Annotated in this window: 20 protein-coding genes; 6 read left to right on the forward strand and 14 right to left on the reverse strand. The window is 66.0% G+C overall.

Annotation, left to right across the window (positions count from 1 at the left end; translation table 11 throughout):
* Positions 1 to 126: 126 nt before the first annotated feature.
* The gene (locus tag NR187_RS09460) at positions 127 to 2,457 is read left to right on the forward strand and encodes a PAS domain-containing sensor histidine kinase (RefSeq protein ID WP_211382966.1); all 2,331 of its coding nucleotides are present in this window, start codon (positions 127 to 129) and stop codon (positions 2,455 to 2,457) included.
* A 2-nt stretch (positions 2,458 to 2,459) separates the two neighbouring features.
* On the opposite strand, the gene NR187_RS09465 is transcribed toward NR187_RS09460, so the two are convergent.
* Positions 2,460 to 3,353, reverse strand: a complete 894-nt coding sequence (locus NR187_RS09465) for a LysR family transcriptional regulator (protein WP_211382965.1) — start codon at positions 3,351 to 3,353, stop codon at positions 2,460 to 2,462.
* Positions 3,354 to 3,577: 224 nt separating this feature from the next.
* On the opposite strand from NR187_RS09465, the gene NR187_RS09470 reads away from it, so the two are divergent.
* The 5 genes from NR187_RS09470 to NR187_RS09490 are packed head-to-tail and all read left to right on the forward strand — an operon-like array spanning position 3,578 to position 9,546.
* A complete protein-coding gene (locus tag NR187_RS09470; RefSeq protein WP_211382964.1) occupies positions 3,578 to 4,054 on the forward strand; it encodes a formate dehydrogenase subunit gamma in 477 nt (158 codons plus the stop codon).
* A complete protein-coding gene (locus tag NR187_RS09475; protein ID WP_256806335.1) occupies positions 4,051 to 5,607 on the forward strand; it encodes an NADH-quinone oxidoreductase subunit NuoF in 1,557 nt (518 codons plus the stop codon). The genes NR187_RS09470 and NR187_RS09475 overlap by 4 nt, the downstream gene beginning before the upstream one ends.
* A gap of 10 nt (positions 5,608 to 5,617) precedes the next feature.
* A complete protein-coding gene (gene fdhF, locus NR187_RS09480; protein WP_211382962.1) occupies positions 5,618 to 8,491 on the forward strand; it encodes a formate dehydrogenase subunit alpha in 2,874 nt (957 codons plus the stop codon).
* Positions 8,492 to 8,495: 4 nt separating this feature from the next.
* Positions 8,496 to 9,323 carry a formate dehydrogenase accessory sulfurtransferase FdhD gene (fdhD, locus tag NR187_RS09485; RefSeq protein WP_211382961.1) on the forward strand — a complete coding sequence of 276 codons (828 nt, stop codon included), beginning with the start codon at positions 8,496 to 8,498 and terminating at the stop codon, positions 9,321 to 9,323.
* Entirely contained in the window at positions 9,313 to 9,546 is a 234-nt protein-coding gene (locus NR187_RS09490; protein WP_211382960.1) for a formate dehydrogenase subunit delta, read from the forward strand. The genes fdhD and NR187_RS09490 overlap by 11 nt, the downstream gene beginning before the upstream one ends.
* On the opposite strand, the gene NR187_RS09495 is transcribed toward NR187_RS09490, so the two are convergent.
* The 13 genes from NR187_RS09495 to NR187_RS09555 all read right to left on the reverse strand — a co-directional run bounded on the left by NR187_RS09495 (position 9,503) and on the right by NR187_RS09555 (position 26,468).
* Complete coding sequence (locus NR187_RS09495) at positions 9,503 to 12,490, reverse strand: bifunctional [glutamine synthetase] adenylyltransferase/[glutamine synthetase]-adenylyl-L-tyrosine phosphorylase (protein WP_211382959.1); 2,988 nt, start codon at positions 12,488 to 12,490, stop codon at positions 9,503 to 9,505. The two genes, NR187_RS09490 and NR187_RS09495, sit on opposite strands and share 44 nt — an antisense overlap.
* Positions 12,487 to 13,947, reverse strand: coding sequence for an ATP-binding protein (locus NR187_RS09500; protein ID WP_211382958.1), 1,461 nt, complete (start codon positions 13,945 to 13,947; stop codon positions 12,487 to 12,489). The genes NR187_RS09495 and NR187_RS09500 overlap by 4 nt, the downstream gene beginning before the upstream one ends.
* A complete protein-coding gene (locus NR187_RS09505; RefSeq protein ID WP_038944287.1) occupies positions 13,931 to 14,611 on the reverse strand; it encodes a response regulator transcription factor in 681 nt (226 codons plus the stop codon). The genes NR187_RS09500 and NR187_RS09505 overlap by 17 nt, the downstream gene beginning before the upstream one ends.
* Positions 14,612 to 14,886: 275 nt before the next feature.
* Positions 14,887 to 16,470, reverse strand: coding sequence for a Do family serine endopeptidase (locus NR187_RS09510; protein ID WP_211382957.1), 1,584 nt, complete (start codon positions 16,468 to 16,470; stop codon positions 14,887 to 14,889).
* A 224-nt stretch (positions 16,471 to 16,694) separates the two neighbouring features.
* On the reverse strand, positions 16,695 to 18,038 hold the full coding sequence (locus NR187_RS09515) for a methyl-accepting chemotaxis protein (protein WP_256806336.1): 1,344 nt from the start codon (positions 18,036 to 18,038) through the stop codon (positions 16,695 to 16,697).
* Positions 18,039 to 18,146: 108 nt separating this feature from the next.
* Complete coding sequence (locus tag NR187_RS09520) at positions 18,147 to 18,629, reverse strand: cytochrome c-type biogenesis protein (RefSeq protein ID WP_256806337.1); 483 nt, start codon at positions 18,627 to 18,629, stop codon at positions 18,147 to 18,149.
* Between the two features lie 4 nt (positions 18,630 to 18,633).
* The gene (locus tag NR187_RS09525) at positions 18,634 to 20,616 is read right to left on the reverse strand and encodes a heme lyase CcmF/NrfE family subunit (protein ID WP_256806338.1); all 1,983 of its coding nucleotides are present in this window, start codon (positions 20,614 to 20,616) and stop codon (positions 18,634 to 18,636) included.
* Entirely contained in the window at positions 20,613 to 21,119 is a 507-nt protein-coding gene (gene ccmE / locus NR187_RS09530) for a cytochrome c maturation protein CcmE (protein WP_256806339.1), read from the reverse strand. The genes NR187_RS09525 and ccmE overlap by 4 nt, the downstream gene beginning before the upstream one ends.
* 37 nt (positions 21,120 to 21,156) lie before the next feature.
* Positions 21,157 to 22,263 (reverse strand): c-type cytochrome biogenesis protein CcmI, encoded by a 1,107-nt coding sequence (ccmI, locus tag NR187_RS09535; RefSeq protein ID WP_211382952.1) that lies wholly within the window; start codon positions 22,261 to 22,263, stop codon positions 21,157 to 21,159.
* Between the two features lie 130 nt (positions 22,264 to 22,393).
* Entirely contained in the window at positions 22,394 to 22,663 is a 270-nt protein-coding gene (locus NR187_RS09540; RefSeq protein WP_211382951.1) for a hypothetical protein, read from the reverse strand.
* Between the two features lie 98 nt (positions 22,664 to 22,761).
* On the reverse strand, positions 22,762 to 24,162 hold the full coding sequence (locus NR187_RS09545; RefSeq protein ID WP_211382950.1) for a hypothetical protein: 1,401 nt from the start codon (positions 24,160 to 24,162) through the stop codon (positions 22,762 to 22,764).
* A 161-nt stretch (positions 24,163 to 24,323) separates the two neighbouring features.
* On the reverse strand, positions 24,324 to 25,700 hold the full coding sequence (locus NR187_RS09550; RefSeq protein WP_256806340.1) for a sensor histidine kinase: 1,377 nt from the start codon (positions 25,698 to 25,700) through the stop codon (positions 24,324 to 24,326).
* 93 nt (positions 25,701 to 25,793) lie between these two features.
* Complete coding sequence (locus tag NR187_RS09555; protein WP_211382948.1) at positions 25,794 to 26,468, reverse strand: response regulator transcription factor; 675 nt, start codon at positions 26,466 to 26,468, stop codon at positions 25,794 to 25,796.
* Positions 26,469 to 26,589 lie beyond the last annotated feature (121 nt).

The following is a 26,589-nucleotide window of genomic DNA, read 5'->3' on the forward strand; positions in this document are numbered from 1 at the left end:
TCGCGTTAACGATTCGTTGACTCTCGACAGCCCGCGAAAACTGGATTCAAATCGGGCATGATTCGGAAGCGATGTGGGGCTGCTTCCGAACTCAAGTTGCAAGCAGCTTTTCAGGGGGCCGAAGGCATGGCGCGTGCAGACGCCGCGAACGCGTGCGTCCAATCCGATTCGATCAAAGGATTGGCGCAATCGATCGCGAAACCTGCCTATCATCGGCTCCTGATCGCGGAGCCGGCGCTGCGGCGCGCCGTGCCGACTCTCATCATTGCGTTCCTGATCACGATCTGCCTCGGCGCCTTCGTGCAGGTCGTCGACCAGACGCGCCAGAAGCGCCTGGTGATCCGCCACGACATCTCGGCGCTCGCCGACCTGCTCGCCGAGCGCATCGACCGCCTCACCTCCGCGCGACAGGACCGGCTGAAGAACATCGAGAACCTGCCGACGCAGCTGCCCGATCTCATTCCGTCCTGGGGCACCGCCTCGGGCCGCCACGTCATCGTCACCTCGGCCGGAATCGACCGCCGCATCCTCGCCCGCATCCCGATCGACAGCGATCCGTCAGGCAACGACCACCTGCTCGATGCGATCACCACGGCTCAATTGCTCGCGGCGCCGCCGCGCGACGGCAACATCTCCGACATGACGCTGCCGAACGGCAACGCCGCCATGGCGACCTCGCAGCAGATCAAGTCGCTGCCCGGCTTCGTCACCGTGATCCAGGAGCGCAACGAGCCGATCTGGGGCTCGGACGCCGCGCTCTCGGTGACGCTGTCGGCGACCACCGGCTTCGTCGTCCTGATCCTCGGCTTCGCCTTCCACTGGCAGTCCACCCGCGCTCGCGAGGGCGACCTGATCAACGACGCCGTGCGCGGCCGGATCGACACCGCGCTCAACCGCGGCCGCTGCGGATTGTGGGACTGGGACCTGTCGCGCGGCCGGATCTTCTGGTCGCAGTCGATGTTTTCGATACTCGGTCTCGACGGCCGCAACGAGCTCCTCACCTTCGGCGAGGTCAACGCGCTGGTGAAGTCCGACGACATCGACCTGTTCGAGATCGCCGACCAGCTCATCTCCGAGAAGATCGACCACATCGACCAGACCTTCCGCATGCAGCATGTCGACGGCCACTGGATCTGGCTCCGCGTCCGCTGCGAGAAGACGAGCGGGGCGACCGATTCCAGCGTGCACCTGATCGGGATCGCCGTCGATATCACCGAGCAGAAGAGCCTCGCCGAGAAGACCGTGGAAGCCGATCTGCGCCTGCGCGACGCGATCGAGACCATTCCGGAAGCCTTCGTGCTGTGGGACGCGAGCGACCGCCTCGTGCTCTGCAACTCCCACTTCCAGCGCCTGCACAAGCTGCCCGACAGTGCCGTCATTCCCGGTACCTCCTACGAGACGGTGCTCGAGGTCGGCCGCATGCCGGAAGTGCGCACCCGCCACAACGAGACCGCGAGCCAGGGCCCGGGGGCGCGCACCTTCGAGGCGCAGCTCGACGACGGCAGCTGGCTGCACATCAGCGAGCGCCGGACCAAGGATGGCGGCTACGTCTCGGTCGGCACCGACATCACCCGGATCAAGGAGCACGAGCAGAAGCTGGTCGACAACGATCTGCGCCTGCGCGCCACCGTCATCGACCTGAAGCGCTCGCAGGCCGCCCTGGAGCGCCAGGCGGGCGAGCTCGCCGACCTCGCCGAGAAGTACCAGCGCGAGAAGACCCGCGCCGAGGAGGCCAACCAGACCAAGTCGAAGTTCCTCGCCAATATGAGCCACGAGTTGCGCACGCCGCTGAACGCGATCATCGGCTTCTCCGAGATCATGGGGTCGGGCATGTTCGGCGAGCTCGGCTCGGAGAAGTACCAGGAATACTGCCACGACATCCTGACCAGCGGCCACTATCTGCTCGAAGTCATCAACGACATCCTCGACATGTCCAAGATCGAGGCCGGCCGCATGAAGCTCGACATGGAGGAGCTCGACCTGGCGCAGACGCTCGCGGAATCCATGCGGGTCGTCACCGGCCGGGCGCAGGACAAGCACCTGACGCTCGACGCCGATATCGCAAAATCCATCTGCGTCGTCGCCGATCGCCGCGCCACCAAGCAGATCATCGTCAACCTGCTCTCCAACGCCGTGAAGTTCACGCCCGACGGCGGACGCATCGTCGTGCGCAGCCGGCAGCTCGACGACAGGATCGTGCTGATGATCGCCGATACCGGCATCGGCATCGCGCCGCATTCGCTGGCGCGGCTTGGCCGCCCGTTCGAGCAGGTCGAGAGCCAGCTCACCAAGACCTATCACGGCTCGGGTCTGGGGCTTGCGATCGCGCGCTCGCTGGCGCAACTCCATGGCGGCTCGATGCGGCTGCGCTCAAAGCTCGAAGTCGGCACCGTCGTGCGCGTGACCCTGCCGCGCGACGCGATCAAGGCGGCGTCCGGGATATCGGCTGCGGCCTGACGCTATGACTGCAGCGACGGCGCGACTTCCCGCGCCACATTGACCAACGCCGCGATCAGCGGCGTCATCGGATCGCGCTGCGGGATCACCATGCCGATGCTGTAATTGACATCGGGATCGGTGATCGGGATCGAGCGCACCGTGTCGGACAGGCCGAGCGTCTCGGCGAGCTTGGCCGGCATCACGCTCGCCCACCGCCCCGTCTTCACATGCGTGAACAACACGAGCAGCGAGTTCGAGGTCAGCGTCGGCGTCGCCTCAGCGCCGACCGAGCGCAGCGCACGGTCGATGATGCGGCGGTTCTGCATGTCGGGCGTGAGCAGGCACAGCGGCACCTGCCCGACCTCCTTCCACGTCACCGTCTCGCGATCGCCGAACATGCCGTCCGGCGCGGTCAGCAGGCGATAGCTCTCGTTGTAGAGCGGAATGGTGCGAACCTTGCCGATCGGCTCGTTCTCGATATAGGTCAGCCCGGCATCGACCTCGAGATTTTCGAGCAGCCCCAGCACCTCGGACGAGGTGGTGGACTGGATGCGGAAGCGTACCTCGGGATGCCTGGCGCGAAACGGCGTGGTCAGCGCGGCGACCATGCCGAGCACGGTCGGGATCGCCGCAATGCGGATCTCCCCGGAGAGCTTGTGCTTCAGCCCGTTGATCTCATCGCGCATCGCACGGGCATCGCCCACGATCCGCCGCGCCCAGTCCAGCGCCCGCTCGCCTTCCGGCGTAAAACCCTGGAAGCGGGACCCGCGCTGGACCAGCATCACGCCGAGGATCTCCTCGAGTTGCTTGAGCCCGGTCGACATCGTCGGCTGCGTCACGCCGCAGGCCTCCGCCGCGCGTCCGAAATGCCGCTCCTTCGCCAGCGCCAGCAGCAGTTCAAGCTTGTCGAGCAACCGGTCGTCCCCTCGGATTGTGTCGTGGCATGCAAGCTAGCATGCCCACCCGTTCCCAACACGTAAAAACCACCCGGCGGAATGGCTTTAATTGCAATTTCAGATCGACCGATCGCACTCGTCGATCGATCAGAATTCGCAATCGCAGCATGAGACAGCTTTATTGATCTTCGAATGATTCCAAATAGTTTGCGAGGCAGAAACGCTCCGGTTGAGAACGAAGAATGACAGCGGCTTACGAACCTTGGGACGAAACGCGCGGTGCCGAGATCATCGCCGAGCATGCCAGGCAGGAGGGCGCGACGCTCGTCATCCTGCATGCCCTTCAAGAGGCGTTCGGCTACGTGCCGGAGGCGGCCATTCCCATGGTGGCGCAGGCGCTCAATCTGTCGCGCGCCGAAGTGCATGGCGTGTTCACGTTCTATCACGATTTCCGCCACAAGCCGGCCGGCCGACACGTTCTGAAACTGTGCCGCGCGGAGGCTTGTCAGGCGGCGGGCGGCGATGCGCTGGCGGCGCGAGCCGAGGCCAAGCTCGGCGTTTCGCTAGGCAGCACCACGGCCGACGATCGCGTCACGCTGGAGCCGATCTACTGCCTTGGCCTGTGCGCGACCGCGCCGTCCGCGATGCTCGACGGCCGGCTCATCGGCAGGCTCGATGAAACGCGTATCGATGCACTCGTCGCGGAGGCGCAGCGATGAGCATGCGTCTATACGTCTCACGCGATGCCGGTGCGGTCGCCGTCGGCGCCGACGAGGTTGCGCTGGCGCTGGAACAGGATGCGGCCAAGCGCGGCGTTGCGGTCGAGATCGTCAGGACCGGCTCGCGCGGCCTGTACTGGCTGGAGCCGCTGATCGAGGTCGCGACGCCGCAGGGCCGGATCGCCTTTGGCCCGGTCACCGAGGCCGATGTCCCCTCCCTGCTCGACGCGCTCGCCAGCAACACGCCGCACCTGCTGCGGCTCGGCGCGACCGACGAGATCCCATGGCTCAAGCGCCAGACCCGTCTCACCTTCGCCCGCTGCGGCGTCATCGACCCGCGCTCGCTCGACGACTACCGCGCCCATGGCGGCTACAAGGGGCTGGAGCGCGCGCTCTCGCTCGGCTCCGATGCGATCCTTGCCGAGGTCACCGCATCCGGCCTGCGCGGCCGCGGCGGCGCGGGCTTCCCGACCGGCATCAAGTGGAAGACAGTTGCCCAGACCAAGGCCGACCGCAAATTCATCGTCTGTAACGCCGACGAAGGCGATAGCGGCACCTTCGCCGACCGCATGATCATGGAGGGCGACCCGTTCCTGGTGATCGAGGGCATGACCACAGCCGGCATCACCGTCGGCGCCACCAAGGGTTACATCTACATCCGCAGCGAATATCCGCACGCGGTCGAAGCGATGAATGCCGCCATCATGGCAGCGAGGCGCGGCGGCTATCTCGGCGACAAGATCGGCGGGTCCACATACAGCTTCGATCTCGAGGTGCGCGTCGGCGCCGGCGCCTACGTCTGCGGCGAAGAGACCTCGCTGCTGGAGAGCCTCGAAGGCCGCCGCGGCCTCGTGCGTGCCAAGCCGCCGCTGCCGGCGCATCACGGCCTGTTCGGCAAGCCGACCGTCATCAACAATGTGCTGTCGTTCGCGGCCATCCCCTTCATCCTCGCCGAGGGTGCGAAAGCCTATGCCGATTTCGGCATGGGCCGCTCGCGCGGCACGATGCCGATCCAGCTCGCCGGCAATATCCGCCATGGCGGCCTGTTCGAAACGGCGTTCGGCGTAACGCTCGGCGAACTCGTCGACGACATCGGCGGCGGCACGTTCACCGGCCGCCCGGTGCGTGCCGTGCAGGTCGGTGGTCCGCTCGGAGCCTATTTCCCGCGCGCGCTATTCGACACGCCGTTCGACTACGAGGCCTTTGCCGCGCGCGACGGCCTGATCGGCCATGGCGGCATCGTCGTGTTCGACGACAGCGTCGACATGCGCAGGCAGGCGCGCTTCGCGATGGAGTTCTGCGCCATCGAATCCTGCGGCAAGTGCACGCCTTGCCGCATCGGCTCGACCCGCGGCGTCGAAACCATCGAGAAGATCATGCGCGGCGAGCGCGTCAGCGAAAACCTCGCGCTCGTCGAAGACCTCTGCAACACCATGAAATTCGGCTCGCTCTGCGCGCTCGGCGGCTTCACGCCCTACCCCGTGCTCAGCGCATTGAAGCACTTCCGGGAGGACTTCGTCCCGGCGCCGACCACGCTTCAGGCCGCTGAATAGGAGAACGACAATGTCTCTGATCGAAGAAATCGACTTCGGCACGCCGCGCTCGAAATCGGAAACGATGGTGACGCTGACCATCGACGGCAACGAGGTCACCGTGCCCGAGGGCACCTCGATCATGCGGGCTGCCATGGACGCCGGCCACCAGATCCCAAAACTCTGCGCGACCGACATGGTCGATGCGTTCGGCTCGTGCCGCCTCTGCGTGGTCGAGATCGAGGGCCGTGCCGGCACCCCGGCCTCCTGCACCACGCCGGTCATGTCCGGCCTGGTCGTGCACACCCAGAGCGAACGGCTGAAGAAGCTGCGCAAGGGCGTGATGGAGCTCTACATCTCCGACCATCCGCTCGACTGCCTCACCTGCGGCGCCAACGGCGATTGCGAGTTGCAGGACATGGCCGGCGCGGTGGGCCTGCGCGACGTGCGCTACGGCTATGAAGGTGAGAACCACGTCTTCGCGAAGTCCAACGGCGAGGTCAACGCCGCCTGGATGCCGAAGGACGAGTCGAATCCCTACTTCACCTACGATCCTTCCAAGTGCATCGTCTGTTCGCGCTGCGTCCGCGCCTGCGAGGAGGTCCAAGGCACCTTCGCCCTGACCATCTCGGGCCGTGGCTTCGACAGCCGCGTCTCGCCGGGAATGAGCGAAAGCTTCCTCGGCTCCGAATGCGTCTCCTGCGGCGCCTGCGTGCAGGCCTGCCCGACCGCGACGCTGACCGAGAAGTCCGTGATCGAGATCGGCCAGCCCGAGCACTCCGTCGTCACCACCTGCGCCTATTGCGGCGTCGGCTGCACGTTCAAGGCCGAGATGCGCGGCGAGGAAGTGGTTCGCATGGTGCCGTACAAGGACGGCAAGGCCAATCGGGGCCATTCCTGCGTCAAGGGCCGCTTCGCCTGGGGTTACACCAATCACAAGGAACGCATCCTCAAGCCGATGATCCGCGAGCGGATCGAGGATCCCTGGCGCGAAGTGCCGTGGGACGAGGCGTTCTCCTTTGCCGCAGCGAAGATGCGGGGCATCCAGACGAAGTACGGTCGCGACGCCATCGGCGGCATCACCTCGTCCCGCTGCACCAATGAAGAAACCTATCTGGTGCAGAAGCTGATCCGCGCCGGCTTCGGCAACAACAATGTCGATACCTGCGCGCGCGTCTGCCACTCTCCAACCGGTTATGGTCTTTCTGTGACGTTCGGCACGTCGGCCGGCACACAGGACTTCGACTCGGTCGAGCATACCGACGTCGCCGTGATCATCGGTGCCAATCCGGCCTCTGCTCACCCGGTCTTCGCCTCGCGCCTGAAAAAGCGGCTACGCCAGGGCGCCAAGCTGATCGTGATTGATCCGCGCCGCACCGAGATGGTGGAATCGCCGCATGTGAAGGCGCTGCACTTGCCCCTGATGCCCGGCACCAACGTCGCCGTCGTGACGGCGCTGGCGCATGTCATCGTCACCGAAGGGCTCGTCAACGAAGCGTTCGTGCGCGAACGCTGCGACTGGACCGAGTTCGAGGAATGGGCGGCGTTCGTGGCCCAGCCGAACAACAGCCCGGAAGCAACCGCCATCCTGACCGGCGTCGACCCGCACGATCTGCGCGAAGCGGCCCGCATCTACGCCACCGGCGGCAATGGCGCCATTTACTACGGCCTCGGCGTCACCGAGCACAGCCAGGGCTCGACCACCGTGATCGCGATCGCCAACCTCGCGATGGCAACAGGCAATATCGGCCGTCCCGGCGTCGGCGTGAACCCTCTGCGCGGCCAGAACAACGTGCAGGGCTCCTGCGACATGGGCTCGTTCCCGCACGAGCTGCCGGGCTATCGCCACATCTCAGGCGACGCCGTGCGCGACCAGTTCGAGGCGCTTTGGAACGTCAAGCTCAACCCGGAGCCGGGCCTGCGCATTCCCAACATGTTCGATGCCGCGATCGAAGGCACGTTCATGGGCATCTACGTGCAGGGCGAGGATATCCTGCAATCCGACCCCAACACCAAGCATGTGGTGGCGGCGTTGTCGGCGATGGAATGCGTGATCGTTCACGATCTCTTCCTGAACGAGACCGCGAACTACGCTCACGTCTTCCTGCCCGGTTCGAGTTTCCTCGAGAAGGACGGCACCTTCACAAATGCCGAGCGCCGCGTCCAGCGCGTGCGCAAGGTGATGACGCCGAAGAACGGCATGGCCGATTGGGAGGTCACCATCGCCCTCGCCAAGGCCATGGGCTTCGAGATGAACTACAGTCACCCGTCCGAGATCATGGACGAGATCGCGGCGCTGACGCCGACCTTCGCCGGCGTATCCTACGCCAAGCTCGACGAGCTCGGCTCGGTGCAGTGGCCCTGCAACGAGAAGGCGCCGGAGGGTACGCCGGTGATGCATATCGACGGCTTCGTCCGCGGCAAGGGCAAGTTCATCGTCACCGAATATGTCGCGACCGACGAGCGCACCGGCCCGCGCTTCCCGCTGCTGCTCACCACGGGGCGCATCCTCAGCCAGTACAATGTCGGCGCGCAGACGCGGCGCACCGAGAACGTGATCTGGCATGCCGAGGACCGGCTCGAGATCCATCCGCACGACGCCGAGCAGCGCGGCGTGCGCGACGGCGACTGGGTGCGGCTGAAGAGTCGCGCCGGCGAGACGACGCTGCGTGCGGAGATCACCGACCGTGTCGCGCCGGGCGTCGTCTACACCACCTTCCATCACCCGGACACGCAGGCCAACGTCATCACGACCGAGTATTCGGACTGGGCGACCAACTGCCCCGAATACAAGGTCACGGCGGTGCAGATCTCGCCGTCGAACGGACCGTCCGACTGGCAGAAGGCCTATGATGAGCAGGCGCGGCACTCCCGTCGCATCGCACCGGCAGAAGCTGCGGAGTAGCGGCATGCACGTGCCGGTCCAGGCCATCGACCGCGAAATCTGGCGCGACGGTGCTGCGTCCGAAGGCACGCGGCTGATCCCCGAAGAGACGCCGCTGGCGCTGACCTACAATGGCGGCACCTACGCCGTCATGATGGGAACGCCGCAGAACCTGGAAGACTTCGCCGTCGGCTTCAGCCTGGACGAAGGCATCATCAGATCGGTCGACGACATCAAGTCGCTCGAAGTGGTCCGCCTCGACGATGGCATCGAGCTGCGCATGTGGCTGGCGCCGGAAGATGCCGCACGCATCAGCCAGCGCCGCCGCCACATCGCCGGCCCGACCGGCTGCGGTCTCTGCGGCATCGATTCGATTGCCGAGGCCGTGCGGCCTGCGGCCGTCGTGCCGCAGGGACAGACGTTTACGCCCGAGCAGATCATGGCGGCGGTGCAGGCCATCGCGCCGCTGCAATCGATCAATTTGCAAACTCGCGCCGTTCACGCCGCCGCGTTCTGGTCACCCGCCGGCGGTATCGTCGCGCTGCGCGAGGATGTCGGCCGCCACAACGCGCTCGACAAGCTCGCCGGTTCGCTGGCGCGCAGCCGCACGGCTGCAAGCGGCGGCATGGTGCTGCTGACGAGCCGGGTCTCGGTCGAGATGGTGCAGAAGACCGCCGCCATCGGCGTGCCGGTGATGGTCGCCGTCTCCGCACCGACCGCGCTGGCCGTGCGCACGGCGGAGGCCGCCGGCATCACGTTGATAGCCATTGCCCGCCAGGACGGGTTCGAAGTGTTTTCGCATGGCGGCCGGGTTGTCGCCCGTCATGCCACGGAGATTGCCGATGTCGCCTGACCGTTTGATCTACATGGCCAACCAGATCGGCACGTTCTTCCGCAGCCAGGGTCACGACAAGGCCGTGCCGGGAATCGCCGAGCACATCAGGAAGTTCTGGGATCCCCGGATGAAGCGCGCGATCTTCGCCCATCTCGATGCCGGCGGCGCGGGCCTGGAGCCGAACGTGCGCGAGGCGCTTACCTCGCTGAAGAAGGCGACGTCGTTTCCAGCAGCGCCGTGAACACGCGCCGCACCTCGCCCTGCGTCTCCTTCACACGCGCTTCCAGCGACGAGAAATCCGGCGCATCGCCGGCGCGCGCCATCACACGCAGAAGATCGGTGCCGGCGGTCTCGGGCTTGAAGCGGTCGCTGACGCAAAGCCGCAGGATCTGCGTCAGGTCGTGATAGAGCCGCGCCGCGGCACGCAATATCTCGGTTTCCGATTGCGCCATCACGCCAAGCCTTGATGCATTTTCCAGCACCTGCATCGTACTGACGTCGAGGATGTCCGGCTTGTCGTGAGCGTGCACGAGCTGGAGATATTGCGCGATGAAGTCGATGTCGACCATGCCGCCGGCGGCATACTTGAGATCCCAGCAATCGGCCTCGCCCTTCTCCTGGGCGATCGCGCGCCGCATGTCGGCGACATCGTTGGCCGTGATTGCGGGGTCGCGGCGCCGGGTCAGGACATCCCGGATGACGCGTTCGATCCGTTCCCCGAATTCGGGCGATGCCGACACCACGCGTGCGCGCGTCAATGCCATGTGCTCCCAGGTCCAGGCCTCATTGGTCTGGTAGTCCGCGAACGAAACCAGGCTCGAAGCCACGGGGCCGGCGCGCCCCGAGGGGCGCAGGCGCATGTCGATCTCGTAGAGCACGCCGTAATTGGTGCGCGTCGTGAACGCGCTGATCAGGCGCTGGGTGAAGCGAGCGAAATAATGCGCACCTTGCAGTGACTTCGCACCGTCGGAGTCGGGATCGTCGCGGTCGAAATCGTAGAGCAGGATCAGGTCGAGATCGGACGACGCCGTCATCTCGCGGCTGCCGAGCCGGCCCATCGCGATGATCGCGGTCTCCTGCCCCTTGATGCGGCCGTGCTGCGCGGCGAAGCGGTCGGCGACGAGGCCATGCACCGTATGGACGATGCCTTCGGCGACGTCGGCGAAGGCCGTGCTCGCCTGCGGCGCCGAGACCGTGCCTGAGAGGATGCGCGTGCCGATCAGGAACAGACTCTCCTGCCCGAACAGGCGCAGGCGATCGAGGAACTCTTCGTAGGAGCCGGCGTCCTGCACGGTCGTCGCGAGCCGCCCCGACAATTCCTGCCGGTCGGGCATGGCGCCGAAGAAGCGCGGATCGATCAGGCCGTCCATGAGCTGCGGCTGCCGCGCCAGCATCTCGCCGAGCCGCGGCGCCGCGCCGAGCACCAGGGCCACGAGCGCGACGAGATCGCGGTTCTGGCCGAGCAGCGTGATCAGCCGGCCGCCACGCTGGAGCGCTCCGAGGAAATGATCGAACGCCACGACCGCGCGATCCGGCTCCTCGGCATGGGCGAGACCGTCGATCAGCGCCGGCACAAATTCGACGAAGGCGCTGCGCGTCGCCTCGACGCGGAACACGCGATAGTCGCCGGTGATCCAGTCGCGCACGGTCTGCGCCACCGCGGCAGGCTTCTTGAAGCCGAGCGTCGTCAAATATTGCAGCAGGCGCGGATCTTCGGGACCCGCCCCGTAGTCGAGCGCCGGCAGCTTGGCCGTGCCGGTCGGATCGTCGCCCTCGAACAGTTTTTCATAGTGGCCTTGGACGATCTCGAGCTGACGCAGGAGATCGCGGGCAAAGGCCTCGCGATCCGAATAGCCGAAGAACAGGGCGAAGCGCTCGACCGCCCCCTTGTCCTCGGGCAGCGTGTGGGTCTGCTCGTCGGCGATCATCTGGAGGCGATGCTCGACCCGGCGCAGGAATTCGTACGCCTTGGTCAGTTCGTCGCGCGCCGCGAAGGTGATCCAGCTGCTGGAAGCGAGAATGTCGAGCGCGGCGAGCGTTGGCCGCACCCGCAATTCCGGATGGCGGCCGCCGGCGATCAACTGCTGGGTCTGGGCAAAGAACTCGATCTCGCGGATGCCGCCACGGCCGACCTTGACGTTATGGCCCTCGACCGCGACGTCGCTCTGGCCGCGATAGGTCTGCATCTGCCGCTTCATGTCGTGGACGTCGGCCAGCGCCGCGAAGTCGAGATGCTTGCGCCAGACGAAAGGCGCGATCTCGGCGAGCAGTGCTTCGCCCGCTTTGGGATCGCCGGCGCAGGCACGCGCCTTGATCATCGCGGCGCGCTCCCAGGTGCGCCCCTCCCGCTCGTAATAGTTCAGCGCGGCGTCACGCGAAATCGCCACCTGCGTCGAGGACGGATCGGGACGCAGCCGCAGATCGACGCGGAAGACGTAGCCGTCATAGGTGCGCTGCTGGAGGATGCGCGCCATCCCTTGCGTCACCCTCACGAAGAATGGCTGGGGTTCGATATCGGGCGCGAGCGTCGTGTTGTCGGGATCGAAGAACACGATGAGATCGATGTCGCTGGAATAGTTCAGCTCGGCCGCCCCCATCTTGCCCATCGCAAGCACGATCAGCCCGCAGCCCTCCTCAGGGGTCTCGGGATTGGGCGGCGAGAGCTTGCCGCGTGCGGCTTCCTGCCGCAGCAAATATTGAAGCGCCGCCTGCACCGAGGACACCGCGACATCGGTGAGCGCCGCGGTCACCCGCATCACCGGCCAGACCCCGCCGATGTCGCACAGCGCGGTCAGCAGCGCGGCCTCCGCCTTCATGCGGCGAAGCAGCCGCATCACCTCGGTTTCGTCGGACGCGGCGAGCACCGCGCCCCTCGCCTCCCCGATCAGCGTGGCGAGATACGCATCCGGATCGCATTCGAGAAGCCGGATCAGGCGCAAGGAATCGGCGCGCATCAGATCGAACAGATAGGGCGAGAATTCCGCGATGCCGGCCAGGATGTCCCGTGCGAAGGGATGAGCCAGCAGCGCTTCAAGACGGGCCGATTGTGCCGGCTCGAGCTCGGCCAGCCAGTCCTTAAAACGTCGTTCGTCGTTCGTGGAAGCGGCAATATGGGGAGCTTCCGCGAAGCGCGCGGCCAGGCTCTCACCATGCTTGTCCGCGTTTCCCGGCGCGGAGTGGTTCATGCCACCTTCTGTGGCACATCCAGCATTGGCGGAGCAACCCTGTCGCCGGCCCCCGCGCGCACCGGCAGGACCAGGGTGGCGATAAGACCCGGCTGGGCGTCGCCCAACCTCAACTCACCGCCATGCAATGTCGCGACTGCCGAAGCGAGACTGAGGCCGAGGCCGGACCCAGGCAGGGTGCGGCTCGCTTCCAGCCGAACGAATCGTTCCACGGCATGCTTGCGGTCGCTCTCGGGGATGCCGGGACCGTGATCGGTGACGCTGAGGAGCACCTGATCGCCGTCGCGCCTGGCCTCGATCGTGATCTGCCTGCTATCCATGCTGACCACGGTTCCCGCCGTCTGCGCGACCGGCTTGCCGTATTTGATCGCATTCTCGACCAGATTGGCGAGCGCCTGGCTGATCAGTTCGCGGTTGGCGTGAACCGGTGTCGGCTCGGCCTTGACCTTCAACGTCATGCCGTCGTCCTCGGCGAGCGGCTCGTAGAGCTCGTGGATGCCACCTGCGACCTCGGCCGCGTCGAAATCATCCATGTTGCCGCGCGCCTGTCCGGACTCGGCGCGCGCGATCATCAGCAGCGCGTTGAAGGTACGGATCAGGCCGTCGGATTCCTCGATCGTCCGCTCCAGCGCGGCGCGGTAATCGGCTTCGCTGCCCGATTTCGCCAGCGCCTCCTCGGCCCGGTTGCGCAGGCGCGTCAGCGGCGTCTTGAGGTCGTGGGCGATGTTGTCGGAGACCTCCTTCAACCCCGCCATCAGCGCCTCGATCCGCTCCAGCATGGCATTGAGGTTTTCGGCGAGGCGGTCGAGCTCGTCACCGCTACGCCCCACGGGAAGACGCCCGCTGAGATCGCCGGTCATGATGCGCTGCGCGGTGCCGGTCATGGCGTCGATGCGCCGGAGCACACGACGCGCGACGAAGATGCCGCCGCCGAGGCCGAGCACGACGACGATCAGGATCGACCATTGCGCCGCCTTGGCGACGATGCCGAACAGGCGACGCCGCTCGGCGAGGTCGCGGCCGATCAGAAGCCGGAAGCCGTTTTCCAATTCGGTGACACGCACCAGCGCACGATGGTCGCGGTCGTCGGCGTCCTCGATCCGCCGGTAGGCGGTCTCCGACCAGCCGCGCGTCGCCATCACGCCCGGCGCCAGCGAGCCGACATTGCCGGCAACCGCCTGGCCGGTCGGCGTGGTCACGAGGTAGAGATTGGCGCCCGGCCGCAGTGCCCGATATTCGATCGCGCGTACGAGGCCGACCAGACCGCGGCGGCCGTAGATCTCGTTGATCTCCGAGGTCTCGGCATTGACCGTCTGCGTGATCTCTTCGGTGATCAGCCGCCGCGTATTCCAGGCGAAATAGCCCAGCAGCGAAGCCGCGAAGATCCCGAACAGGAACAGGTAGACCAGCGTCAGCCGGAACGCCGTGGTGCGGACGAGTTTACCGAATGCCGTCACGGATCATGTACCCGGCGCCGCGGATCGTGTGCAGCAGTGGCCGCTCGAAGCCCTTGTCGATCTTGGAGCGCAGCCGCGAAATGTGCACGTCGATCACGTTGGTCTGCGGATCGAAATGATAGTCCCAGACGTTCTCCAGCAGCATGGTGCGGGTCACAACCTGGCCCGCATGCTTCATGAGGTATTCGAGCAGGCGGAATTCGCGCGGCTGAAGCGTCAGCTCGTCCTTGCCGCGGGCGACGCGGTGGGACAGACGGTCGAGCTCGAGATCGCCGACGCGATAAAGGGTGTCCTCGGCCGGGCCGCCGCGGCGGCGCGACAGCACCTCGACGCGGGCCAGCAGCTCGGCAAAGGAATAGGGCTTTGGCAGATAGTCGTCGCCGCCGGCGCGCAGGCCCTTGATGCGGTCGTCGACCTGGCCGAGCGCCGAGAGAATCAGCACCGGCGTCGAATCGTCCTTGTCGCGCAGCGCGCCGATCAGCGACAGGCCGTCGCGCTTGGGCAGCATGCGGTCGACCACCAGGACGTCGTAATCGCCGTTCTCGGCCATGGCGAGACCTTCCTCGCCGTCGGCGGCGTGGTCGGCAATGTGCCCGACCTCGCGAAACGCCTTCACGAGGTAGTCGGCGGATTCGCGGTCGTCTTCGATAATGAGGAGGCGCATCGTGCGTTCGGCGACGGTCAAGGGAGTGAACCTTCTCTAAACATGGCGCGAGCGGCAATCGCATGCAAGCCGAGCGGAACGATCTCGGATCGAGAAAAAAGGCGGGCGGTGAAGCTGGGGGGACCTCACCGCCCTAGGCCTTCCGACGGAGGGGGGCGTAATTCCACCGGAAGGTAGACAGGGGAAGCAGTCGTTGCGCTGCTTCCCCGAAGGGCGCCGTCGGCGGGGGCGACTGATGCCGGCCGACACCCTTCATCTCGCAAGCCTCCTGAGGCCTAGCCCTTGGCGATGGGCACGGCGACGAAGCGCGACTGGCCGCCGCTCTTCACGCGCATCAGGACGCTGTTCTTGTTGTCGGTCCGCGCCGTATTGATGGCGTCGCGGACTTCGCCGGCGCTGCTCACGCTCTTGCCGCCGACTTCGAGAATCACGTCGCCCTCCTTGAAGCCGCGTTCGGCCGCGGCGCTCTTCGGATCGACTTCGGTGACGACGACGCCGTCCTTGCCGGCGCCGGCCACGGAATTGGCGGGGGCAACCGTCATGCCGAGCCTGGGCACGTCGGTGCCCTTGCTCGCACCCTTGCCGCCGTCATTGTCGGTGTCGGCCTTGGCCTCGATCGTGTTCGGCAGCTGGCCGAGGGTGAGGTTCACGACCTTGTCCTGGCCCTTGTGCAGTACGTTGAGCTTCACGGTCGCGCCGGGCGCCAGACCGCCGATGGTGCGGGCGAGTTCGCGAGCGTCCTTGACCGATTCGCCGTTGACCGACGTGATCACGTCACCGGACTCGATGCCGGCCTTGGCAGCCGGACCATTCGCCTGCGGCTCAGCGACCAGCGCTCCTTCGGCCTTCTTCATGCCGAGGCTGTCGGCGATGTCCGACGTCACCGGCTGAATCTGCACGCCGATCCAGCCACGGCTGACCGAGCCCTTGTCCTTGAGCTGCGCCACCACGCTCTTCACGGTGCTGGCGGGAATCGAGAACGCGATGCCGACGCTGCCGCCGGAGGGCGAGTAGATCGCGGTATTGACGCCCATCACCTCACCGTTGGTGTCGAAAGCCGGACCGCCGGAATTACCCTTGTTCACGGGCGCGTCGATCTGGATGAAATCGTCATACGGGCCGTTGCCGATGTCGCGGCCGCTGGCCGAAACGATGCCGGCCGTCACGGTGCCGCCGAGGCCGAACGGATTGCCGACCGCGAGCACCCAGTCGCCGATCCGGGGCTTGCCGTCGGCAAGCTTGGCGAACGGGAAGTTCGTGCTGCCCTCGACCTTGATCAAGGCGAGGTCGGTGCGCTGGTCCGTGCCGATCACCTTGGCGGAGTAGGTCTTGCCGTCGTCGGTGGTGACCTCGACCTTGTCGGCGCCGTCGACCACGTGGTTGTTGGTCACGGCAAAGCCGTCAGCCGAGATGAAGAAGCCGGAACCCTGGCCCTGCACGACGCGGCCGCGGCCGCCACCGCCCTTCAGGCCCGGGACGCCATCCGGACCGCCGAAGCGGCGGAAGAAGCGCTCCATCGGCGAGCCCGGCTGGAACGGCGAGGAAGAATCGTCGCCGTCATCGTTGCTTACGGTCTTTTGCTTGATATTGACCTTCACGGAGATCACCGAAGGCTTCACGCGCTCGACAATATCGGCGAAGCCGATCGGACGCTCGACCTTCCGGACCTCGTTGTTGACCTGCGCATGCGCCGGGCTGGAGAACAGGTCGCTCGGGGAGGTCGACGGGCTGAAGCCGTGGACGGCGATCCCGAGACCGGCGATGACCGAAGCCATCAGCGCGATCCTGCGAGCCGAGAAAACCGACCGGCGCGGCTGCCGGTAGGACGGAAGGTTCCTAAGGTCGATACGATCGGTCATGCAGGGATCTCCAGGGCCTTGAATTCCTTTTGGTGCCGGCTGCCAGCACCTTGCGGACCTGAAGATGGGGGCTCCCGCCTTACCGCGCGCTGGCGGGGGGGTTAAACTTTCGTAATGAACGGGAGGCGCGGATGCGGCAGTTTATCGCAGGCCGAAAATCGTGGTATTACAGGAACTTAATCAAGTTCCCGTAACGGCGAGCAGGCCTCCCGTTAAGGGGGCGCTCAGCTTGCCCTGACGCTGACGATGAACTCGTCGACTTCGCGCTTCAAGGTCTCGGCCTGCCGCGACAGGTCAACCGCGGAGTCCCGCGCCTCGGCGGCCATGCGGCCGGTCTCGGCGGAGGTCGAGGTGATCTGGACGATGTGATTGGAGACGTCGAGCGTGCCGCCGGCGGCGTCCCGGGCGCTGCGCGTGATCTCCTGCGTGGCGTTGCGCTGCTGAGCGGTGTCGACCTCGATGCCGGACATGATGGACGAAATCTCCGACAACGTCTTGGAGATGCCGTCGATCGCGCCGCGCGTCTCCGCTGTGATGCCCTGGATGCTGGCGACGTGGGCGGTGATCTCCTCCGTCGCCTTGCTGGTTTGGTGCGCCAGATTCTTCACCTCGGAGGCGACCACGGCAAAGCCCTTGCCGGCCTCGCCTGCCCGCGCCGCCTCGATGGTGGCGTTGAGCGCCAGCAGGTTGGTCTGCGAGGCGACCGCCTGCACCAGTTGCACGACCTCGCCGATCTTGTCGGCGGCGTCCGACAGGGTGTGGATGGTATCGCGGCTCTTCTCGGCCTGCGTCGCTGCGCCCTCGGCGCGCTGGGTCGCGTCCGTGACGCGGCGGCTGATCGTTCCGATCGAATTCGTCATCGCCTCGGCCGAGCCCGCCACCGTCTGCACGCTGGCGCTGGCCTGGCTAGCCGCGCTCGCAACCGCATTGGCCTTGGTGCTGGTGTCGTTGGCGGTCTGCGACAGCGTCTCGGCATTGCTCGTCAAATGCACGGCCGATGACGCCACGCTGTCGACGACGCTGGCGACCAGCTCGTTGAAGCGCTTGATCCGCGCGTCCAGGAATTTCGATCGCTCGGCCTGGTGCTGCGCTTCATGCAGCTGCTGCTCGGTGAGGCGCCGCCGCTCCAGGCCATTGGTCTTGAACACCTCCAATGCGCCGGCGAGCAGGCCGATCTCGTTGGTGCCGCCGAGCCCCGGAACCGATGTCTCGAACTTCTGGTCGGCGACCTCCCGCATGGCATGCACGATCGCCGCCAAGGGACTGAGGATGCCGTTGCGAACGACAAACCAGGTGGCGAGACAGATCGCGCCGGCGACAACCACGATCACGCCGCAGGCGACGAGAAAATAGGAGAACGCTGTCTGCGCCTGCTGATAGATATGCATCGCGTGGTCGCGCGCAGGCCCGCTCAGTGCGGCGAAGTCCGATGACAGGCTGGTGATCTCGTTGTTGAGATAGAGCACCGCGACGAAGCCGGTGCCGCCGCCGATGCCGAGCAGGAACAATAATGCAGCGACGACGGCGCCGACCAGAAAGCGGATCGTCAGATTGCTGTTCGTGAACATCGTTGAGGACTCAAGGTCTGGAATCAAATGACGCGACAAGCTTCCAGACAAAGGTCAACAGAGCATGAAACATGCAGCGCCAGACGGCCTACGTATCATTACGTAGCGCTATGACGACCTTGGTTCTTCCAGCATCAGTGCAGCGAGCCGCGCTTCCTCGTCGGGCGTAAGCGGCGGAGCTGGTACATCTGCACCGCTTCGCGAACGCCGACGGATTTGCAGCCACAGCGCCAGCCCGCCGCCGAACAGCAACAGCGGCGCGAGCAGCCACAGCAAGATGGTCTGCCGCTCCAAGCGAGGCTTGAGCAGCACGAACTCGCCATAGCGTGCGACCAGGAAGTCGAGCACCTGAGAATTGCTGTCGCCGGCTGCGATGCGCTCGCGTACCAGCAGCCGCAGATCGCGCGCGAGCGGCGCATCGGAATCGTCGATCGACTGGTTCTGACAGACCATGCAGCGCAGCTCGCGCGACAAATCGCGTGCGCGCGACTCCCTGGCGGGGTCCGACATGATCTCGTCGGGCTGCACGGCGTGCGCCGCGGGCAAGGCCAGCAGCGCGAGCGCGACGATCGTGGCCATCATCCGGCGCATCGGGTCACTCCGCCGGCTGCAGGCGCTGCTTGGCCCGCGCCGGTTTCGGCGCGCCGACCCGCAGGCGCCGGTCGGACAGCGACAGCATGCCGCCGAACGCCATCAGCACCGGTCCCCACCAGATCAGCAGCACCAGCGGCTTGTGATAGATGCGCACGGCGATGGCGCCCTCGGCGGTCGCATCGCCCAGCGAGATGTAGAGCTGGCTTGCGCCGCGCGTCAGCAGCGCGGCCTCGGTCGTCGACGAGCCGCGGGTGGTGAAGCTGCGCTTGGACGGCGTCATGACGCTGAGCGTCTTGCCCTCGCGGCTGACGTTGAACTCGGCGATCATCTCGCGAAAGTTCGGGCCCTGGCGCTGAAACAGGCCGTCCAGCTTCACGTCGTAACCGGCGACATGAGCGACGTCGTTCTGCTTCATGGTCGCGATGTATTCGCTGTTCCAGGTGGTCTCGCAGACGATTCCGATCAGCGCGACGCCGAGCCCCGCATGCGCAAACACACTCCCCCATGTCGAGCGCGGCAGGCCGCGGGCGCGGTGCAGCGTCGTTGCGAAGGGCAGGCGAAACAGGCCGGTACGTTCGGCCAGATCGGTCATGGCACCGGCGATGACGAAGACGCCAAGCCCGATCGCCAATGGCGCCAGCGCGCTGCCGCCGCGCGTCCATGCCCAGACGATGGCGATCACAACGAGCCCGGCAACGCCTGCCGCGAGCAGGCGCTGGGTCACGCCGAGCAGATCGCCGCGTTTCCACGCCAGCATCGGCCCGAACGGCACGGCGAGCAGCAGCAGCGTGAACAGCGGAGCGAAGGTAAGGTTGTAGAACGGCGCGCCGACCGACATCTTGAAGTCGGCGAGCAACTCCATCGCCAGCGGATAGAGCGTGCCGAACAGCACCACCGCGCAGGCGACCGTGAGCAGCAGATTGTTCAGCACCAGCGCGCCCTCGCGCGAGATCGGCGCGAACAGGCCGCCCTGCTTCAACGACCCGGCGCGGCCCGCGAAAAGCGACAGGCTGCCGCCGATGAACAGGCAGAGGATCAGGAGAATGAACACGCCGCGGGTGGGATCTGTGGCGAAGGCGTGCACGGAGGTGATGACGCCCGAGCGCACCAGGAAGGTGCCGAGCAGCGACAGCGAGAAGGTCAGGATCGACAGCAGGATGGTCCAGACCTTCAGCGCGTTGCGCTTCTCCATCACCAGCGCCGAATGCAGCAGCGCGGTGCCGGCGAGCCACGGCATCAGCGAGGCGTTCTCGACCGGATCCCAGAACCACCAGCCGCCCCAGCCGAGCTCGTAATAGGCCCAGTAGGAGCCCATGGCGATGCCGAGCGTCAGGAATATCCAGGCGACCAGCGTCCACGGCCGCACCCAGCGTGCCCAGGCCGCGTCGATCCGCCCCTCCATCAGCGCCGCGATCGCGAAGGAGAACGAGATCGAGAAGCCGACATAGCCGAGATAGAGCATCGGTGGATGCACGGCGAGGCCGATGTCCTGGAGCACGGGATTAAGATCGCGCCCTTCGATCGGCGGGTTGGCGATGCGCAGGAACGGGTTCGAGGTCACCAGGATGAAGAGGTAGAAGGCGCTGGCGATCCAGGCCTGCACGGCAAGCACATGCGCGCGCAGCGACAGCGGCAGATTGTTGCCGAAGGCCGCGACCAGTCCGCCGAACAGCGCGAGGATCGACACCCACAGCAGCATCGAGCCTTCATGATTTCCCCACACGCCGGTGATCTTGTAGAGCAGCGGCTTCATGGAGTGGGAATTCTCGTAGACGTTGGCGACCGAGAAATCCGAAACCACGTGCAGCGTCACGAGCGCGATGAACGACGCACCGACGAACAGAAGCTGCGCCAGCGCAGTGGAGCGCGCCACATTCATCAGCGCGTCATCGCGCAGGCGCGCGCCGATCAGCGGCACGATGGACTGGATCAGCGCCAGACCGAGCGCCAGCACGAGCGCGTAATGTCCCGTTTCCGCGATCATTGCACTGCTCCCTGCGGATTGCCCTGCGCGGTCGTTGCCGCAGGCTTGCCGCCATCGGAAACCTTGCCATAATCGTCCTTCCAGTGCCCCTGCTTCTTCAGGGCATCGGCGACATCCTTGGGCATGTAGGTCTCATCGTGCTTGGCGAGCACTGTGTCGGCCTTGAACACGCCATTGGCGTCGAGCACGCCTTCGGCGACGACGCCCTGCCCTTCGCGGAACAGATCGGGCAAAATGCCCTTGTAGGCGACCGGAAGCTTTGCGCCGCCGTCGGCGACCTCGAACGTCACCGCGAGATTGTCGCCGCGCTGGAGCGAGCCGGGCTGCACCAGACCGCCGAGACGAAACCGCTTGCCCGGCGCAACGTGCTTCTCGGCGACCATGGTCGGCGTCGAGAAGAACACGATGGAGTCGCGCAGTGCGTTGAGCACCAGCGCGGCTGCGAGCGCGAGCACGGCGAGCGAGCCGCCGATAATGGTCATACGTCGCTGCTTGCGCGTCATGGCATATCCGTTCTTCGCTCGTCTCGTCGCAAATTCGTCATCCGTCGAGCCCGAGAGTCTTGAGGCCTTCGTTGAGCTGGCGCAGCCGCGCGGCATCGCTGGCGACCGCCTGGCGGGCATCGGCCGATGCCCCCACAGCCTTGTCACGGTCGCCCATCACGAGATAGGCGCGCACCAGGCGCAGCCAACCCTCGACGTCGTCGCCGTTCTGCTTGAGGCGCGTGGCGAGCCGTTCGACCATGCCGCGGACCATCGCGTTGCGGTCACCCTCGTTCATGTCCTTGGACGCGGCGATGGTCTCGTCCGACAGCGCCGGCACCGTGCCGCCGCCACCGACCCGCGCCAGCGAGGACTGCACCAGGGGACGCCACGGCGCATCCGCGGGTGCCTTGGCGAGCAGCGCGCGCCAGATATTGGCCGCCTCGTCCTTGTGGCCGTCCTGCTCGGCGGCAAGACCGAGGAAGTAGTTCGCCTTGGGATCGTCGGCGTTGATCGCGCGCGCGCGCTCGAATTCGATCTTGGCCTCGGCAGTCACGACGCCGCCAGCGGCGGCGGAGACCGCTTCGCCGAGATCGGAGCGGCGCTCTGCGCTCTCCCCGTTGTAGGTGAGCGAGTTGCGATAGGCGCGCACCGCCTCGTCGAAGCGGCCGAGCCGCTGCAGCACGGGCGCGAGCACGTTCCAGCCGCGCCCATCGGTCGGATTCTTTTCCAGATGTTGCTCGACCTGCACGACGAGATTCTCGAGCGTCATGCCGGAGCCTGACCCGCGCGCCCGTTGCGCCAGAGGAAAGTCCTCAAGCCTGGGCGAGCCGAGCGGCATGTAGACGCCGATCGTGACCAGCGGCAGGCCGACGAGCGCCAGCACGGCCGCCGCGCGGCGCCATTTGAGGCTGGATTTCGGCGCCGCTGCGGGCTCGCTGTCGGCCGCGGCGAGCAACCGGCGGCTGATCTCGACGCGGGCGGCCTCGGCCTCGGGCGCTGCGATCAGGCCGGCGGCAAGATCACGTTCGATTTCGGTCAGCTGGTCCTTGTAGACCGCGACCTCGCTGCCCTGATTTTGCGCGCGCCCGCTACGGCCGAGCGGCAGGAGCACGGCGAGAATCGCCGCGACCGTCATCAGCGCGAACACGAACCATAACGTCATCTGGCAAACTTCCGGCGGCGCGCGAGCCGCGCCCATAGGTGCGTTTACACCACGGCCGGACAATGCGGCAATTGACAATTGTCAATCGGCGCGACCGCGCACAATCCCGAAACGGTGAAAATCCAACGACTTAGGCGATCTCGAAGTCCGCGCTTTGAGCGGCGTCCTCGCCGTGCCCGTTGAAGGCTCTCAGGAAATACGTTCCCGGCTCGATTGCGTCAGGCAATCTGATGCGCAACGCCCCGACGGGAACGGGCGATGCAACCCTGGTGACGGTCTCGGGAAGTTGCCGACCGCTAGCCTTCTCGACCATCACCACTTTCGCGCCGACCATCAGCCTTTGATATTTGGCAACGACGACCCGGTTCTCGACTTCGATGGAGCTGATAACGGGTTTCATGCGCCCACAGATAGAATTCCAAAAGTTTGCACGGCGACCGTACGGCTCGCCCCCGATATCGTCAACCTCAAATTGTGATCACGAAAAATTCGCCTGAATCAGCTTGCGCGCGACGATTTGCGCTCGCCCGTGGCCGCGTTTTCCGCAGCCCTGCTCATCAGTGAGGCATAATCATCGCCGAACAACACCTGACAGAAGCGGATCGCGGCCTGCACCTGCTGCTGCCGATAGGTGCGGACCTTGTGATCGGCGGCGCGCAGGGACTGCACCAGTTGCTCGGTGGAACGCTCGACATATTGTTGAAGGTCGGAATAGGTGCGCAGCGTCACCTCGTTGATCGCAAGCTCGCTCGCATAGTTGCGGCAGGTCGCGACGAAATCGATCAGCGCCACGGTTTCCTCGACCTCGGTGCTGTCGATCCGCGCGCCCGGCGGAATGTCCTTCTCGGCGCGCTGGCGCAGGATGCGGCGGACGCGGCCGGGAACGCTGTCGATCTCGGATTGCAGCGCATTGGAGATGTCGGCCCGGATCGAGGTCAACTGCTTGCCCCAGGAGGAATCGTTGCGCAGGTCGAGTTCGGTCCGCAGGCCGCGCACGCCATCGTGCAGCGCCTTGAGATTGCCGGCAACGTTGTCGAAATGGCCGCGCTTGATGTCCATGCGCAGAATCGCGGCCACGCAGGACAAATCGTGCAGCGCGATCGTGACGGCGACGCCATAGGGCGTTGCCGCCACACGGATCTCGTCGTCGGACGCGGCAATCTTGATTGCGAGGCGAATGATCTGCCACGGCGCCGTCATCCGCTGCACGACGATCGACAGCGCGAACGGCAGCATCTGCGGCGTCTGGAGGACGGGAATGTTGAGCGCCGAGCTCACCGAGGCGATCTGGGAATCGCCGAAAGCGCGCAGGAAGCGCGGCAGCTTCTCGTTCAGGGTGGCAATGGCGTCCCGGACCCCGAGTACCGCCCCGACCGAATAGAGATCCTCGATCACGTTGGGCGGGCCGACGCGGGCAAGCGCACGCGACTTGTCGCCGCCGCCCGGCCCCGTCAGCTCGAAGATGGCGTCCGCGGCCACCGCCTGGAGCTTCTGCGCCAGTGCCTCGACCTGCCCCGCGCTGTCAGCCGGCATGCGTGCCAGCGCCGCCTCGAATTCGTTCAGCTTGTCCGGGGCGCCGTCACGCCCGAGCCATTGCCAGATCGGATGGAGCGAGGAGCGGCGGATCTGGCCGACCCGGACCGGGGTACCCGCCTCGACCAGGAACGGTTCCAGTACCTGGAACAACAGCCGCGACAGATCATCCGTGCGCGGCGGCAGTGCCTCTTCGGCCTCGGTCTTGCGGACGATCTTGCGCAGCTGGTCGAGCACGAGGGTCGCCACGGCCGTATCCTGGCCGCGCTCAAGCGCGCGCTCGAACTCCCGCATCAGCAAAGCCTGCGCCTGCGGCGGGAGCTGCGCGAGATATTCCCTCAGCCGCTCGATTGATGTCTGGCTCATGCGCCCGGGTTATGCACGGTAAAATGGCGGACCTGGGATGCGTCCGGGCGCGATCATAGGTGGGGCCCACTTAAGAAGCCGTTTAGGAAGTGGCTCCGAATGCCTCCGACCGCCTCCGGACGCATGCCAAGCGCGGCGAATAACTCCATGGGAACAAGGGATTATATTCCGGGCAGGACCAGTTCGGCCCGCAAGCCACCGGTCGGCGCGCCGCCGAGCGAGAGGCTGCCGCCATAGAGCGCGGCAAGGTCGGTCACGATGGAGAGCCCCAGCCCCGATCCGGGCTTGGACTCGTCGAGCCGCTGGCCGCGCCGGGAGACCTGCGCGCGCTCGGCCTCGGACAGGCCGCGGCCGTCGTCATCGACGATGATCCGCAGACGCGGGCCGGCGCCCGCCGGAGGCGGCGTGTCCACCAGGACCTCGATGAAGACCCGCGAGGCCGCCCATTTGCAGGCATTGTCGACGAGATTGCCGACCATCTCCTCCAGATCCTGCCGCTCGCCACGAAACTTTGCCGACGGATCGGCCTTGGCCTCGACCACGATGCCGCGATCGCGGTGGATCTTCTGCATGGTCCGCCGCAGCGCCTCGATGGCGGGCGCGACCTCCGTCACCGTGGCGACCACCGAGACCCGCGCCGCGATGCGCGCGCGCTCGAGATGATGGGCGAGCTGGTCGCGCATCACATCCGCCTGCTCCATCACCTTGGCCGCGAACGGATCGGCGGCGTGCACCCCGGCCTCGTTCACGATGACCGAGAGCGGCGTCTTGATCGCGTGGGCGAGATTGCCGACATGGGTGCGGGCGCGCTCGACGATCTCGCGATTGGCATCGATCAGCGCGTTGGTCTCGCGCGCCAGCGGCGCGATCTCGACCGGGAATTCGCCCTCGAGCCGCTCCGCCCGCCCGGAGCGGATGTCGGCGATGGATTCCGAGATGCGCTTGAGCGGCGCGAGGCCGAAGCGGACCTGGAACACCGTCGTCAGCAGCAGCACGATGCCGAGCGCGGTGAAGGTGCCACCGAGGTAGTAGTCGAAACTTCGCGTCTCGTCGAAAATCTCGGTGTCGTCGCCGGCGACGCTGACGAGAAACTTGCCGTCCGCGCCGAGATCGACCGGCCGCTCCACCATGCGGAGATTCTGCCCCTCGGGCCCGTCGACATAGGCCAGGCGAATGCCGGCGGCGGTGAGCTCGGTGCCCTGTTCCTCAAGCTTCGGCAGCTTCTTGTCCCAGAGTGAGCGCGAAGACCGTACCTCCGGCTTTTCGGTGTCGGTCCGCGTGATCTGCCAGTACCAGCCGGACAGCGGCAGCTCGAACAGGGGCTCGCCGAGCGACTGGAACTGGCGGTCTGGCGGCTCGTCGGGGGTGGCGACCTCCGCGATCAGCGTGCGCAGATAGAGATTGAGCCGGCGGTCGAAGGCGCGCTCGGTGGCGTTCTTGTAGACCGACGACAGCACCACGCCGGTGATGGCCAGGATCACCACGAGCCAGGCGGTCGCCGACAGGAACAGGCGGGTCGCAAGCGAGCTAGCGGGCATCGGAAAGGTCCCGGCAAGCGCAGGATGGCAGGGCGTCGGACGTCATTACCGGACCAAGGCCTCTGTTCGGCCTTCCGTCAAGCCCGACAGACCTCAAGCGCCCGGGGCGGGCGGCGGGGTCAGGAGATAGCCGAGGCCGCGGACGGTCTGGATGATGTCGACGTCGAGCTTCTTGCGGATGCGGCCGACGAAGACTTCGATGGTGTTGGAGTCGCGGTCGAAGTCCTGATCGTAGAGATGCTCGACGAGCTCGGTGCGCGACACCACACGCCCGGAATGGTGCATCAGGTAGGCCAGAAGCCGATATTCGTGGGAGGTCATCTTGACGGGATTGCCGGAGACGCTGACCCTGCCGGTCCTGGTGTCGAGCGTGACGGGGCCGCAGCTGAGTTCGCTCTGGGCATGGCCGGTTGAGCGGCGCAGCAGGGCGCGGATGCGCGCCAGCACCTCCTCCAGATGGAACGGCTTTGCGACATAGTCGTCGGCGCCGGCATCGAAACCCTGGACCTTGTCGCTCCAGCGGTCGCGCGCCGTGAGAATCAGGACCGGCATGGTGCGGCCGTTGCGCCGCCAGGCCTCCAGCACCGAGATGCCGTCCTTCTTCGGCAGGCCGATGTCGAGCACCACGGCATCGTAGGGCTCGTTGTCACCGAGAAAATGCCCCTCTTCCCCGTCGAAGGCGCGGTCCACGACATAGCCGGCGTCGGTCAATGCCTTGGTCAGCTGGCGATTGAGATCGGGGTCGTCCTCGACAACGAGCAGGCGCACGCTTCTCTCCAAAGACAGGCTGCAGGAATAGGCTGCATGAACACCACCAGATGACCAATTCCGGCGTGAACTGAATATGAACGCCGGGAACCGGCCGCGTTACTTTTTGGTCATCTGCAAC

This window comes from Bradyrhizobium sp. Bra64 (assembly GCF_024519875.1).
GTDB lineage: Bacteria > Pseudomonadota > Alphaproteobacteria > Rhizobiales > Xanthobacteraceae > Bradyrhizobium > Bradyrhizobium japonicum_G.